A 14,669-nucleotide genomic window follows, 5' to 3' on the forward strand; every position below is an offset into this window, starting at 1 on the left:
TGATGTCAGGGGGTGGCAGTAATACTTGACCAGGTCTGAACAATGCTGAATGCCCAGATTCCGAGGAGTGTCAAAGTTAACAGGGCAAAGACTACCTTATGTTTGGTCCCGGTGCCTGCCTCTGCGGCAGCGATCCAGCGCACGTACATGAGCCCGATAAAGCTGATAAATACCACCAGGCTTGCGACAGCAGGCAAAAGCAGCCATCCGCTGTTGAACGAGGTGCCATCACGAGCCAGGCTGCTAAAAATAAACATGGAGCCCAGTAAGACAGCGAGGGCAGAAAATTCAGCAATCAGTAATGGTACTCGCCAAGGATGCTTCGGCAAGTTATTTTTTTGCGAGTTCTCTGGCATGACCTGCTCCATTTAAAACAAGCGATATGTTAACGGTTTCCGTGAGTTAGGGTTACCGAAAAAACTCTTAATTAATCGTTGGGTAATGTTTTTGCCCGGAAAAAAGGGCGTAAAATGCCGCGTTGGTTTTTTTGGTCTGCCCCAGTCGCTATAATGCGGCAAATGAAATTATAACGCTCTGATGAGGTGCACTGTGAAGATGATGAAAGTCCTGGCGATGGTATTACTCGGGTTCGGTCTGACGGCGGGTGCAGTAATGGCCAGCGTTGAAGATCAGATCCGTGCGCGAATTGAACCTGTTGGTACGGTGTGTGTTGACGGCGAAGATTGTGGTGATATTGCCACCTCAGCGGCACCGGCCCAGGCCAGCAGCGGGCCGCGCAGCGGTGATGAAGTTTACACGGCAGCATGCCAGGCATGTCACGCCAGCGGTGCGGCAGGTGCTCCCATTCTTGGTGATCAGGAGGCCTGGTCGAGTCGAGTAGATAAGGGGCTGGAAACACTCGTGACTCACGCGATTGAAGGCTTCAACGCGATGCCGGCGAAAGGTGGCTGTGCAAGCTGTTCTGATGAAGATATTCAAGTCGCAGTTGAATATATGGTAAGTGAGCTGGAGTAACGCTGGAGAATAAGGGTTCAATGTTGATAAGAGGCTGGCTTTATTGCCGGCTTCTTGCTGAGTAGCGGGTGGCTCAGACGCAGTTCCTCTAAGCGGTTCCACTAAAGTGTCACGCGCCAAGATCGCCCAATAAGGCGCTCAGGGTGGCCTTGCCCTTCTTGTTATTAGCCTCCACATCCAGATCGCCCATACCTTCCCATTTGAGGTCTTCTTCGGGTAGCTCGTCCAGAAATCGGCTCGGAATAGTTTCCAGCTTTTCGCCGTACTGCTTACGGGTGCCTGCAAACGTTAATGTCAGGGTCTCCCGTGCACGGGTAATGCCCACATACATTAGCCGTCGTTCTTCTTCGATGTTACCTTCCTCGATACTGCTTCGATGGGGCAGTATCTCCTCCTCCAGACCCATAATAAACACATGAGGAAACTCGAGTCCCTTGGAAGCATGGAGGGTCAGCAGTTGCACCTTATCACTGTCGTCCTCTTCTTCGCGCTGCTCCATCAGATCTCGCAAGATCAACTTGCTGATAGCGTCCTCGATTCCTAGTTCGTCGGCTGTACCCTTACCGTCTTCCAGCATGCGCTGGATGGAGTCCACCAGGTACCAGATGTTTTCCATCCGCCGCTCTGCCTGCTTCGGCGAACCTGCATGCTGGTGCAGCCATTCCTCGTACTCGATATCAGTAAACAGCTGCTTGATGACCGGGATAGGGTCTTCCTGATGCAGGCGCTGACAGGTGTGGTCTACCCAGTGGGCGAAGCGGCGCAGGCGGTCTAGACCTTTTTCGGTAACATGTGCTTCAGCGCCCAGGTCACCCAATGACCGAAACAGACTGATATCACGGGAGCGCGCATAGTGACTGAGCTGCTCCAGGGTTCGCGGACCAATCTCCCTACGTGGCACGTTCACCACTCGCAAAAAGGCCGCATTATCATCCGGGTTGACCAGCAAGCGCAGGTAGCCCATGGCATCCTTGATTTCGTTTCGGGAGAAAAACGATTGGCCGCCGGAGATATGATAGGGAATCTGGTACGCCTGCAATTTCATTTCCAGTAACCGGGCCTGATGATTGCCGCGGTAAAGTACTGCAAAGTGCCGAAAAGAAAGGCCTTTTTTCAGTTTCTGGTCGATGATTTCAGTCGCCACCCGATCCGCTTCCGCATCTTCGTTACGGCACCTTACCACCCGGATTTCATCGCCGATGGTGTGGTCACTCCAGAGCGCCTTTTCAAACACATGTGGATTGTTGGCGATTACCGTGTTGGCGCTGCGAAGAATGCGGCCGGTGGAGCGGTAATTCTGCTCGAGCTTGATGATCTTGAGGCTGGGGAAGTCCTCTTTTAACTGGGCCAGATTTTCGGGCCGGGCGCCCCGCCAGGCGTAGATTGACTGATCATCATCCCCGACCACGGTGAAGGCGACACGTTCCGCTACAATAAGCTTGACCAGTTCGTACTGGCACAGGTTGGTGTCCTGGTATTCGTCGACCAGCAGATAGCGAATTTTACGCCGCCACTTTTGCAAGGTTTCCGGTTGGCTGCGAAACAGTTGAACCGGTAGCAGAATCAGGTCGTCAAAATCGACCGCGTTATAGGCTTTCAGGTATTCGGTATACCGGGCATACACCAATGCAATCCGCTGTTCCCTTTCATCCGTAGCTTTACTAAAGGCTTGTGAGGGGCTGCGCATCGCGTTTTTCCAGGATGAGATTGTCATCTGGATATCCGAAAGCTCATCACCTGCGTCGGCGCTGGCTTCGCGCATCATGAGGTCCTGCAGCAGGGCCTTGGCGTCTTCAGCATCAAAAATCGAGAATCCCGGATGGTAACCGAGGTGGGTATGCTCTTCACGAATAATGTTCAGACCCAGGTTATGAAAGGTAGAGACCGTCAGCCCCCGGGCAAGCTTCTTGTCGACCAGTTTGCCGACCCTTTCTTTCATTTCCCGCGCTGCCTTGTTGGTGAAGGTGAGGGCGGCAATATGGCGGCCCGGAATCCCCACCTGCTCAATCAGATAGGCCATCTTGCGGGTAATGACGCTGGTTTTGCCGCTACCCGCACCGGCCAGCACGAGGAGTGGACCTTCCACAAAACGAACGGCTTCGCGCTGGCGGGGATTGAGTTCGGCCACAAGGAACCTGCTTTAAGTGATTGGAGGCGGTATTCTACACCAGTGAGCTTTTCTGTACCTTGTGGTTCCTTCAGCTATTCTTTATAGGTAACTCTGAGATACTTGCTTACAGGGTTCCGAACGGACGCAGCTTGTCAGCCATGGCCGAAATGATGGATTCAATGAATCGCAGTAGTGTCCGAATACTGATTCTGACGCCCGAACATACTGATTACCTGTGGTATGTGTCCCTACTGCGTGGCTGTTTCGAAATATTACCTGACACCACCTGGTGCCCGGACCTGATTGACTGCGACGACCTGATCCGGAACACCGCGTTTGAAGTCATTCTTTGGGATTGTGTGCTTCATGGCGGTTCCGAATTGGGGTTCCTGCAATATCTTTCGGTCTCGGGCAGCGGTAAACCGATTATCGCACTCAGTTCCGAGGTGGAGTCCGAACGTACGCCTGAAATGTTGATAAACGGCGCTGCGGACTATCTCCGCAAGGGCGGGCTTGATATCTGGTCCCTCGGGCGCGCTGTACGCTGTGCCTGGTACGGGGATCAACTGGCGGATTCCGCCAATGGCCGTCTTGGCTGCGAAGTGGCCAGCGGCTTCATCAACCGGGATCTGTTTTTTGACCGTTTACAGCAGTCATTGCTTCGAGCCGAACGCAGCGAGACCCAACTGGCCCTCCTGCACATTAATCTGGATGACTTCAGGGCGGTTAATGAAAGTCTCGGCTATCAGATGGGCGACCAGTTGATGCTCAAACTGGCAGAACGCCTGCGGCAGGTGTTACGGCGAGTGGATTCCCTGATGCGAATCGGTGGCGATGAGTTCGCTATCATCGTCGAACGGGTAGGAAATTCCCTCGATATCACCCAGATAATCCGAAAGATCGTCCAGGCTCTGAATGATCCGGTAGTGGTTGACGGAAATAGAGTTGAAGTCAGTGCCAGCCTGGGCGTTGCGACTTATCCCGAAGCTGGCGACAGCCCGGAAACACTTTTGCGACGCGCTAACCGAGCCATGTTCGAGGCCAAACTGGACACCGGCACCAGCTACCGCTTTTACAACCAGCAACTGCACATTACCGCTGGCCGGCAACTCAAGCTTGAGGCGGATCTTCGAAACGCCCTTAGAGGCCGCGAGCTCGAACTCTATTATCAGCCCCGGATAGATCTGGTCACCGAAGAGGTTCGAGGTGTGGAGTGCCTGCTAAGGTGGAATCACCCGGATGGTACTCTGGTGCCACCGGATGAATTTATTCCGGCGGCCGAGCGGAGCGGCCTTATCGTGCCTATAGGCTACTGGGTTATCGAGCAGGCATGCGAGCGCCTGCGCGAAGCAGCTGCGCTTGGTTATCCAGGTCTGGTTTTCGCGGTTAACCTGTCGTTCAGGCAGTTTCATGACCGCAAGATGACCGAAACTATTTTCCGGATTATTTACAATGCCAACGTCGATACCAGTCTGCTGGAGCTGGAGCTGACGGAAAGCGCCATGATGCATGATCCCGAATATGCCCAGCGTTGTCTGCGAGAGCTAAACCAGTTAGGCATCAGTTTCGCCCTGGATGATTTTGGCACGGGCTTTTCTTCCCTCAGTAATCTTCAGCATTTGCCTATTTCAATGGTTAAAATCGACAAATCGTTCGTGCAGGAACTGGGTGTATCCGGTGATGCCGAGCACATTATCCGGGCGATCATAAGCCTGGCTCACAGTTTACAGATGAGTGTTGTGGCGGAAGGGGTGGAAACAGAGGGCCAATTGGACTTCTTGCGACAACAGCACTGTGACGAAGTTCAGGGTTATTATTATGCCCGCCCGATGCCTTGGAAGCAGTTGATCGAATTCCTCCAAGAGCGCAACCGCCTCGCTTGCCTGCAGCAATAAGCCGCTGTACCTTTGCGCTTTAGCTTTTTCTGAAAGCGCCTTTTTTGTGCCAGCGCTTTCTCAACCGTGTTGAAGACGAGGTTGCATGAACAGTATTTCAAAGCGCATTGCGGATGAACTGGGGGTTCGGGAACAACAGGTTAACGCGACGGTTGGGCTTTTAGATGGCGGCGCGACGGTGCCTTTTATTGCCCGTTACCGCAAGGAAGTGACCGGTTCGCTAGACGATAGTCAACTGCGTTTGCTGGAAGAGCGGTTGCGGTACTTGAGGGAACTTGAAGATCGCCGTGCAACCATCCTCAAAAGCATTGATGAGCAGGGCAAGTTGAGCGATGAACTGCGTGCGTCAATTGAGGCAGCCGATGCCAAGAATCGCCTCGAAGATCTGTACCTCCCGTTCAAACCCAAACGTCGTACCAAGGCGCAGATTGCTCGCGAGGCAGGTCTCGAGCCGTTGGCCAATGCACTGTTTGATGATCCGCGCCAGGAACCCGAAACGCTGGCTGCCGGTTACCTGAATGACGACGGTGGCTTCCCGGATACCAAGGCCGCTCTGGAGGGTGCACGCTACATCCTGATGGAACGGTTCGCAGAAGATGCGGAACTTCTGGGCCGACTCAGAGATTTTATCTGGCAGCAAGCGCAGCTGAAAGTCAGCGTCATCGAAGGCAAAGAAAATGAAGGCGCTAAGTTCCGGGATTACTTCGACCACGTGGAACCGCTCAGAAAGGTGCCTTCTCACCGGGCATTGGCGATCCTTCGGGGCCGTAATGAAGGGATATTGAGCTACACCCTAGCGGTAGGTGACAGTGAGGAAAATCGACGTCAGCCTCACCCAGCCGAACCTCGTATTGCTGCACACTGGCAGATTCGTGACCAGGGCAGGGCAGCAGATAAGTGGTTGTCAGAGGTGGTGCGCTGGACCTGGCGGGTAAAACTCTCTACCCAGATTGAAACCGATCTCATGTCCCAGGTGCGGGAAGCGGCAGAAACCGAAGCCATCAATGTCTTTGCTGCCAACCTTAAAGATCTGTTACTACTGGCTCCGGCTGGCCCTCGGCCGACTCTGGGTCTGGACCCGGGCCTACGTACCGGGGTAAAGGTGGCGATCATTGACGGCACTGGTCAGGTCACCGGTCATGGCGCCATTTTCCCCCATGCGCCCCAGAACAAATGGGACACGTCTATTGAGCAACTGGCAAAATGGAGCCGGGAATACAGCATCGAGCTGGTTGCGATTGGCAACGGTACTGCTTCCCGGGAGACTGAAAAGCTGGTGGCAGATGTCATCAAACGGTATCCGGAATTGAACCTGGCTCGCATTGTCGTTAGCGAATCAGGTGCCTCGATATACTCAGCGTCTGAGTTTGCTTCACGTGAGTTGCCTGATCTCGACGTCACTATCCGGGGTGCCGTTTCCATTGCTCGCCGCTTGCAGGATCCGTTGGCCGAAATGGTCAAGATCGAGCCAAAATCCATCGGTGTGGGCCAATATCAGCACGATGTGTCACAAGTCCAGCTTGCCCGAAGCCTCGATGCCGTGGTGGAAGACTGCGTAAACGGTGTCGGGGTTGATCTCAATACCGCGTCCATACCGTTGCTTGCGAGAGTGGCCGGGCTGAACCAGACCCTGGCAGAAAACATCATAGAATTCCGGAACTGTCACGGTGCCTTCCGCAGTCGTAAACAGTTGCTGGACGTCGCGCGGCTGGGTGCCCGTACTTTTGAGCAGGCGGCGGGCTTCCTGCGTATTGCCGACGGTGACAATCCTCTGGACCGTTCCTCCGTGCATCCGGAAGCCTACGGTGTAGTGCAGGCTATCGCCAAAAAGAGTGGGCGGGATATTACCCAGATCGTCGGGGATTCCGCGTTTCTACGTACTCTGAATGCGCAGGATTTCGTCACAGATCAGTTTGGTCTGCCCACCATTCAGGATATCCTTGCAGAGCTGGAGAAACCTGGGCGGGACCCTCGTCCGGAATTTCGCTCTGCCAGCTTCCAGGAAGGGGTGGAAACCCTGAAAGACCTGAAGCCGGGCATGGTGCTTGAAGGCACTGTCACTAACGTGACCAACTTCGGGGCCTTTGTGGATGTTGGTGTGCATCAGGACGGACTCGTACATATTTCAGCGCTGTCTCACGAGTTCATCAAGGACCCCCGCGAGGTGGTAAAGGCCGGTGACATCGTCAAGGTCAAGGTTATGGAGGTTGATATCCCTCGCAAGCGCATTGCGCTGACCATGCGCATGGATGATCAGCCCGGAGCATCCGACCAGAAAAGCCAACGTCAGGCCCGGTCGGGTTCGACAGGCAGGCAGGAGAGCCGTCAATCCGGCCCTGCAAAGCGGGACAATGCGCCCCAGGGCACCATGGCAGGAGCGCTGGCCCAGGCGATGGCATCAGCTCGAAAAGACAAACGCTAGAGCCCTCCCGAGGGCTCGGTATTTCCAGATACATTCCGGACAGTGGTCAAGGGCCACTCCGGCCTAACAGGAGTGATTCATGGGTGCATCCCGGCAGCAGCTTTTCGGTCAGTTTACGTCGCAACAATGGGACGGCTTCCGGAAGGGTGTCGAAAAAGAAGGGCTGCGGGTGGACCGGAACGGCTTTATCGCGCAAACGCCACATCCTGAAGCCCTGGGTTCCGCGCTCACGCACCCGAGAATTACCACGGATTACTCGGAGTCCCTGCTTGAGCTGATTACCCCGGTGTGCGACAGCACCGAATCCATGCTGGCTTCGCTGAGTGATATCCACCGATTTGTACAGGCCCACCTGGGAGATGAGGTGTTCTGGTCGGCCAGCATGCCTTGTGAACTCAACGGCGATGAAAGTATCCCGATTGCGGAATACGGCACTTCCAATATTGGCCAGCTCAAACATGTATACCGCCAGGGATTGGCGGTTCGGTATGGTCGCATGATGCAGAGTATTGCTGGCACCCACTACAATCTGTCGTTCCCCGACAGCTTCTGGCAAACCTGGCAGAGTGCGCTGGATAATCGCCAGAGTCTGCAGGAGTTCAAGTCGGATCAGTACTTCTGGCTGGTGCGTAATTTCCGCCGTCGCAGTTGGTTGCTGATGTACCTGTTTGGCGCGTCGCCCGCACTGGATGCCAGTTTTGTGAAGGGCGTTTCCCACGACCTGTCCCGCTTCAATGAGAACAGCTGGTATGGCCCAGAGGCGACGTCTCTGCGGATGGGCGACCTGGGTTATCACAACAATGCGCAGTCATCGCTGGATATCTGTTTCAACAAACTCAGCACCTACACCGATACTCTGGCCAGGGCGATCCACACCCCCTGGCAGCCCTATGAACGCCTGGGCACGCGCCGTGATGGCCAGTTTATCCAGATCAACACCAATATCCTGCAGATCGAAAACGAGTATTACAGTGCTGTGCGCCCCAAGCGGACCACTCACGTGGGTGAGAAGCCGATACAGGCCTTGAATGCACGGGGCGTGGAGTACATTGAGGTGCGCTGCCTTGATCTCGATCCTTTTTCGCCGATTGGAGTGAATGAGGCTCAGGTCGATTTCCTCGATCTGTTCCTGTTGGATTGTTTATTGTCGGAGAGCTCGGAGATCAGTGACGATGAGTGCAACCGCCTTGACCGCAATTACAAGGAGGTGATCAAGCATGGTTCCAGAGAGCACTTCGACATGTCTTTATGCGATGACACGATACCCCTGCGTGAGGCTGGCCGGAAACTGATGGAGCGGTTGGCACCTTTGGCCCAGCAACTGGATGGGTGGTCTGGTGGTACGGCTTATGGTCGGGCACTTGCAGCGCAGCAGGCCAAGCTGGATAACCGTGATGAAATGCCTTCGGTGAAAGTGCTGCAGGGCATGAGGGAAGCAAACCAGGGACATCGCGAATGGACACTGCAAATGTCTCGGAGCCATCAACAAACGCTGAATGCAGAAGGCCTGAGTGAAGCTACCAGGCTTGCCTTTGAGCGTATGAGTCAGGAGTCCCTGGCAGAACAGCAAGCGATCGAACAGGCGGATACCCAGCCGTTCGAAAGGTTTCTCGCAGACTACCTTGAAGCCTGAACCGCAGCTGCGTGTTGTCGTCTAACGTTGGACCACGAAGGTGGTGAACAATACATCCTGAACTTCATCGTCGGTTTGCTGCTTTGTCAGCACTGTGTTGATTCGGGTGCGCGCTTCTTCTCTCAGTGCGTCCTGCCCCTGTGTCGAGGTGAGGTTTGCGACGTCAGTCTGTTCACCAAACAGCATCACTATTTCGTGACGCAGGCGGGGCATGTGATTGACCAGGGCAGTTTGAGCCGCCTCTGACGATACCCGAAGAGAGACATCAGCCTTCAGGTAAGTCAGTTTGGTGGCGGGTTCGCCAACGTGTGTTATGAAGGGCTTCCCCATCTCGACGTACAGAGTTATGGCAGGCTCAGCGTCAGCCTCCTCATCTTCACTTTGCGATGTTTCAGGTTCATCCCCGTTCTCCTCAGCGTGAAGAGTGGACGCTGGTAACAACACTAAGGACAGAAACAGCACCAGAACGGCATTGAGGCGTGTGATAGGTAACATCATAGGCTTGAAGTTGTTCACTGTTTGCGGTTAAGTGAGCGGGCACCGGGCCCAGCAGATGTGCTGAGAATAACAGGCCCCGGGTCGGGTTGCAGCCTATACGATGCTCCCCGCTCAACCACGCTATGAATGAGGTTACCGTTTGACTCGCCAAAACGTCTTTTTCCTTGTATTCCTCGTCTGCGCTGCCCTGCTGGGAGTGGCTTTCTACATGGAGTACGTCATGAATCTGGAGCCTTGCCCACTGTGTTGGCTACAGCGCTATGCCTTCATGGCGATAGGTGCGGTCAGCCTGATCGCTGCGTTGCACAACCCCGGTGGCTGGTCTGGCCGAATTTATGGTTTGCTGCTGGGTGTATTCTCTGCGATCGGCCTCGCGTTGGCAGGTCGCCAGCTATGGTTGCAATCGTTGCCGGAAGATCAGGTGCCTGCGTGTGGGCCGTCCGTGGAGTACATGCTGGATGTGTTGCCTTGGCTGGACGTACTTAAAACCGCGATCCAGGGTACGGGCGACTGTGCCAAAGTGCTATGGAGCTTCATGGGTTTGAGCATTGCGGGCTGGACTGCGGTTTTCTTCAGTTTCCTGATCTTACTGGGGTTGGTTTTGCTGTTTGGTGCCTTTGAAAAAAGTCGGCATCTGTGAGTTGGCGGCTTTCATGTATTAAAAAGTCCCCCAGAGGGCTTTGAGTAGTTGCTGTAAGGCCGTGCCATGGGGTAACTTGAAGATCGACCAAACAAGAAGCGAACTGTGCCAGTCAGGAGGCATCATGTTAGAGAATTGCCACAATGCCAAGGAACGTTGGGGTGGCGTCAGCGACCTGATTGATCGCTGGCTAAAGGACCGTCAACAACTGATTGTCCATTACATGGATATCTCGAGCGTAGACGAAAACGCACGCGGTGATGCCTCGCTGAACGAGAAATTTACCGAGCTTTGCGAGGTCCTGCTTGACTACGTTTCCGCCGGTCATTTTGAAATCTACGAGCAACTGATCACCGAGGCTAAAGAATTTGATGACGGTGGTATCGAGCTGGCTGCAAAGGTATATCCCCGCATTGAGAAGACCACCGAAGTGGCGTTGAATTTCAACGACAAGCTTGATGGCGGAAAGCTGGATAAGGAAGGTCTGGCGAGTTTGTTTGACGAACTTTCCCGGCTGGGTGAAAACCTTGAGACACGGTTCGAACTTGAGGATTTCCTGATTGAACATCTTCACACGGTGCACGGTGAGAAGGTAATGTCATCCGCCTGAGTGGGAGACAGGTGTCGCGGCGAAACATTGTAGTTAATGTCATAAAAAAACCGGCACTCCCTTATCGGGAGGTGCCGGTTTTTTTATTTCAGCAGGTTGTCCTAAGGGTTAATTTCCAGCAGTTCAACATCGAATACCAGAGTCTCGTTGGGCCCGATGGAGCGGTTGCCGCCCGGCCCGTAGGCAAGCTCGGAAGGAATATAAAGCTTGTACCTGCTGCCCTCGGGCATTAACTGCAAACCCTCGGTCCAGCCGGGTATGACCTGGGAGAGGCCGAAGGTAACCGGCTCGCCACGCTCGCGGGAGCTATCAAAGACGTCACCGTTCAGCAATTCGCCAGTGTAGTGAACTTTTACCTGGTCGCTGGCTGTAGGTTTCTCGCCTTCGCCCTCTTCAATCACTTCATATTGCAGGCCGGATTCCGTCGTCATGACGCCCTCCCGCTCACTGTTTTCTGAAAGGAAGGTTTCGCCAGCAGTTTTGTTCTCTTCTGCCAACTGTTCAATGTTGGCGGCTTGTTCCTGTTGCATGGTCTGTTGGTATTCTTGCAGGGCCGCCTGGATTTCTTCCGGTGTCATTCTGGCTTCTTCACCGCCAGCGTGGCCGTGTTGAATACCCTGCAGGAACTGATCCATTTGCAGGTCAGGCAGATCGTTGTTCATGCGTTCGCCCAGAACCAGGCCCATACCATAGCTGACTTTCTGGTCCGAGTTTTCCAGTACGGGATCGGTTTCTGCCTGGGTGCTTGAGTCACTTGAGCAGCCAGTCATAATTCCGGCAATAGCAATGGCGAAAAACGTCTTTTTCATGCAAGCGTCCTTAGATAGGTTAATGATAATTAGCTGTCATTACGGGGAGTGTCGGTGTCCAGGGCGAAAGGAGCTGCATAAGGCGAACTCCAGTCATCGTCAAGACCATTATAAGAGGCGGAAGCATCCAGGCCCTGAGTAGCAGGTTCTACCGCCAGGGCATTCCAGGCCCCCTGTGCCGGCGGCTTGTCAGCATAATGCCAACTGCCGTCACTATCGCGCCATTTAAATACGATATCCGGTCCTTTCTGTTGTGGTACCGGTGTTGGTACGACACCTTCAAAAGAGGGTATCGGCTCTGCAACTTCGGGTGGCTTGGCGCTGGTTTTGGTTGGTCCTTCCGGATCATTAATTCCAAAAAAGATCAACGCTAGCAGTAAGCCCAGTGCAGGAAAGGCGAGGCGAATCAACCACTTCATGATCACAGCTGACGCTCCACCGGGGTGATGAAATGATCTGCCAGCAGTTCAGTCAGAGAATTGATCAAACGTCTGGCCTCCTGGTCAATGGCTTGGGCATCCGGTGCTGCTGCGTACAGGTTACACCGAAAAAGGGTGTCGGCAACATCTTGCGATGGAACTGAGACTTCATTTTCCCGATTAAGAGCGTTGAATGCCAGTGCCAGTTCGACGCGTTCTGCTTCCAGCTCGGAAGCCGCCAGTTGTTGCCGCAGTTCTGAGAGCGCAGCCACGCCCTTTGGGACAGCCTGTCTCATGGAGCGCAGCGGCAATGTCATAGTCCTGCGCCAGTGACAGACCCCTTCGGATTCATCTTTGTAAGTCTTTCCCAGAGTAGTCAGCCAAATGGCGCACAGAATGCGGGTTACGCTCCAGCCTTTGGCCTGCAGTGCCAGGCAGAGGGATTCCGCCTTCGGAACGCGCCAGAAAATGAGGGCGAATTGCCAAAGTGGGGAGTCCAGATCAAGTGACTCTAATGAGGGCTTGCGTGTCATCGTCCTGGCCTCCCATTAAACGAGTGCCTCGGAATTCGCACCGGAAGCACTAAAAAATGTGTGACTGAATACGGGGGACAATAACAGACGTGGAAACTTCCCTGTTAGAATGCCGCCATGCTAACAATCTCAGAACTCAGTTTACAACGTGGTGGCGTATGGTTACTAGAACGCGCCAGCATTACCATTCAGTCCGGCCAGCGGGTCGCGATTGTGGGTGCCAATGGGGCCGGAAAATCCAGTCTGTTTCAGTTGCTGCTGGATGAGCTGTCGCCGGAAAGCGGCGATATATCGCTGCCAGGAGGGTGCCGGATAGCGCACATGGCCCAGGAAGTGGCGTCGTCAGATCGCAGCGCCCGCGATTTTGTGCTGGACGGTGATATTGAATTGCGTCGTCTGGAGGCCGAGCTTGCTGCTGCCGAAGCTCGCGACGATGATTATGCCCAGGCCAGAATCCACGGCGAACTGGATATCCACGAAGCCTGGTCCGCCGCCCGTCGTGCAGAATCACTCATCCGTGGTCTCGGATTCTCGGACGCCGATGCGGACCGGCCGGTCTCGGCTTTTTCTGGTGGCTGGCGTATCCGGCTCAATCTGGCGCAAGCGTTGATGCGGCCCTCCGATCTGCTATTACTGGATGAGCCGACCAACCACCTGGACCTTGATGCCTGTCTGTGGCTGGAGAACTGGTTGCGACGTTACCCGGGCACACTGCTTTTTATCTCCCACGACCGGGACTTCATGGATCGGGTTGCTACCCATGTAGTGCATTTTGACCAAAACCGGCTGGATACCTACAGCGGCAATTACTCCGCTTTTGAGCGTCAGCGTAGCGAACGGCTGGCTCAACAACAGGCAGGTTTTGAAAAACAGCAGGCCGAGATCGCCCAGATCCAGAAGTTCATTGACCGTTTCCGGGCCCAGGCTACCAAAGCCCGACAGGCCCAGAGTCGTGTGAAAGCACTGGAGCGTATGGAGAGAATTGCACCTGCCCACATCGATTCTCCATTCCACTTTGAGTTTCCAGTGGCGGACAAGGTCTCGAATCCGTTGCTGTCGATCCGCAACGGCGCTGCAGGCCATGGCGACGCTACGATTCTATCCGGTCTTAATCAGACGCTCCTGCCCGGCAGTCGCATCGGATTGCTGGGACCGAACGGCGCTGGTAAGTCCACCTTGATGGATGCGTTGCGAGGTGAGAGCACGCTATTGTCTGGTGAACGTACCACCGGGGAACATCTGGCGATTGGTTATTTCGCCCAACACCAGTTGGAATCGCTGGATCTGGACGCCAGCCCGTTCGTGCACCTGCAACGGCTTTCCCCCAAAGCCTCAGAACAGAAAATCCGCAATTTCCTGGGCGGGTTCAATTTCCATGGGGATGAGGCGTTAGCGAGCATTCGCACCTTCTCCGGTGGCGAGAAGGCCCGCGTCGCTCTTGCTGTGATTGCCTGGCAGCGGCCTAATCTTTTGCTGCTGGACGAGCCCACCAACCACCTTGATCTGGAAATGCGCCAGGCCCTGACCATGGCGTTACAGAGCTTCGATGGCGCCATCGTTATTGTTTCTCATGACAGGCACCTGCTGCGCAATACGGTGGATGAGTTCTGGCTGGTCAATGAGGGTCGGGTCAAGCCTTATGACGGCGATCTGGAAGATTACGAACGTTGGCTGGCTGATCGCCGTGTTGATGAGTCCGCTGCCCCAAAGCGTCAGGCCCTGGATTCGGGGAGCATCGCCCAGAGCGGGCTGAATGCAGGGGCACAGAACGGCTCGGAAAATGTGGCAGAAAATGTGGCAGAGAGTGCTGATGATCGCAAAGCCCGAAAACGCGTCGAAGCGGCGCTACGGCAGACAATCAGCCCATATCGCAAGCAGCAGAGCGGGCTGGAGAAACAGATGGAGCGTTTGCAGGTGGAACTGTCAGAGCTGGAGCAATCTCTGTCGGATCCGTCCCTGTACGATGACGCCAACAAGGCGAAGATGAAAGACTTATTGGCCCGGCAGGCAAAGTGCAAAGGCCAGCTTGAGGACGTCGAGGCCGAATGGCTGGAAATCAGTCAGCGGGTCGAGGACCTTGAGGCGCAAATGGCCTGAGCTTTAGCTGGCGTCCTCAGGACATTTG

General features: G+C 54.6%; 13 protein-coding genes. 7 read left to right on the forward strand and 6 right to left on the reverse strand.

The genetic code is table 11. The features are described 5' to 3' along the window. Positions 1–5: 5 nt before the first annotated feature. Entirely contained in the window at positions 6–368 is a 363-nt protein-coding gene (locus WEB64_RS13915) for a hypothetical protein (RefSeq protein ID WP_368061510.1), read from the reverse strand. Between the two features lie 187 nt (positions 369–555). On the opposite strand from WEB64_RS13915, the gene WEB64_RS13920 reads away from it, so the two are divergent. Continuing rightward, positions 556–975: a cytochrome c5 family protein gene (locus tag WEB64_RS13920; RefSeq protein WP_368061511.1), complete on the forward strand. Its 420-nt coding sequence runs from the start codon at positions 556–558 to the stop codon at positions 973–975. 109 nt (positions 976–1,084) lie between these two features. Here the strand turns inward: WEB64_RS13920 and rep are convergent, their stop codons facing one another. Further along, positions 1,085–3,103, reverse strand: a complete 2,019-nt coding sequence (gene rep / locus WEB64_RS13925; protein ID WP_368061512.1) for a DNA helicase Rep — start codon at positions 3,101–3,103, stop codon at positions 1,085–1,087. Positions 3,104–3,243: 140 nt separating this feature from the next. On the opposite strand from rep, the gene WEB64_RS13930 reads away from it, so the two are divergent. The 3 genes from WEB64_RS13930 to gshA all read left to right on the forward strand — a co-directional run bounded on the left by WEB64_RS13930 (position 3,244) and on the right by gshA (position 9,035). Continuing rightward, positions 3,244–4,980, forward strand: coding sequence for an EAL domain-containing protein (locus tag WEB64_RS13930; RefSeq protein ID WP_368061514.1), 1,737 nt, complete (start codon positions 3,244–3,246; stop codon positions 4,978–4,980). 85 nt (positions 4,981–5,065) lie between these two features. After that, on the forward strand, positions 5,066–7,402 hold the full coding sequence (locus tag WEB64_RS13935) for a Tex family protein (RefSeq protein ID WP_368065657.1): 2,337 nt from the start codon (positions 5,066–5,068) through the stop codon (positions 7,400–7,402). Between the two features lie 79 nt (positions 7,403–7,481). Further along, positions 7,482–9,035, forward strand: a complete 1,554-nt coding sequence (gene gshA / locus WEB64_RS13940; protein ID WP_368060933.1) for a glutamate--cysteine ligase — start codon at positions 7,482–7,484, stop codon at positions 9,033–9,035. Between the two features lie 21 nt (positions 9,036–9,056). Here the strand turns inward: gshA and fliL are convergent, their stop codons facing one another. Continuing rightward, positions 9,057–9,533: a flagellar basal body-associated protein FliL gene (fliL, locus tag WEB64_RS13945; protein WP_368060935.1), complete on the reverse strand. Its 477-nt coding sequence runs from the start codon at positions 9,531–9,533 to the stop codon at positions 9,057–9,059. A gap of 139 nt (positions 9,534–9,672) precedes the next feature. Here fliL and WEB64_RS13950 point away from each other — a divergent pair, with 139 nt between their 5' ends. Together WEB64_RS13950 and rsd are read left to right on the forward strand one after the other, a co-directional pair. Continuing rightward, a complete protein-coding gene (locus tag WEB64_RS13950; RefSeq protein WP_368060937.1) occupies positions 9,673–10,173 on the forward strand; it encodes a disulfide bond formation protein B in 501 nt (166 codons plus the stop codon). A gap of 124 nt (positions 10,174–10,297) precedes the next feature. Further along, a complete protein-coding gene (gene rsd / locus WEB64_RS13955; RefSeq protein ID WP_368060939.1) occupies positions 10,298–10,783 on the forward strand; it encodes a sigma D regulator in 486 nt (161 codons plus the stop codon). Between the two features lie 101 nt (positions 10,784–10,884). Here rsd and WEB64_RS13960 read toward each other — a convergent pair whose 3' ends face one another. From WEB64_RS13960 to WEB64_RS13970, 3 genes are read right to left on the reverse strand one after another with little or no spacing between them, the layout of a single operon-like run. Beyond that, positions 10,885–11,592, reverse strand: a complete 708-nt coding sequence (locus WEB64_RS13960) for an FKBP-type peptidyl-prolyl cis-trans isomerase (RefSeq protein ID WP_368060941.1) — start codon at positions 11,590–11,592, stop codon at positions 10,885–10,887. Positions 11,593–11,621: 29 nt separating this feature from the next. Continuing rightward, a complete protein-coding gene (locus tag WEB64_RS13965) occupies positions 11,622–12,011 on the reverse strand; it encodes a DUF4124 domain-containing protein (protein ID WP_368060943.1) in 390 nt (129 codons plus the stop codon). Positions 12,012–12,013: 2 nt separating this feature from the next. After that, positions 12,014–12,544 carry a DUF2390 domain-containing protein gene (locus WEB64_RS13970; RefSeq protein WP_368060945.1) on the reverse strand — a complete coding sequence of 177 codons (531 nt, stop codon included), beginning with the start codon at positions 12,542–12,544 and terminating at the stop codon, positions 12,014–12,016. Positions 12,545–12,661: 117 nt separating this feature from the next. Here WEB64_RS13970 and WEB64_RS13975 point away from each other — a divergent pair, with 117 nt between their 5' ends. Further along, positions 12,662–14,641: an ATP-binding cassette domain-containing protein gene (locus WEB64_RS13975; protein WP_368060947.1), complete on the forward strand. Its 1,980-nt coding sequence runs from the start codon at positions 12,662–12,664 to the stop codon at positions 14,639–14,641. Positions 14,642–14,669: the final 28 nt, after the last annotated feature.

The organism is Marinobacter sp. (assembly GCF_040882185.1).
Lineage (GTDB): Bacteria > Pseudomonadota > Gammaproteobacteria > Pseudomonadales > Oleiphilaceae > Marinobacter.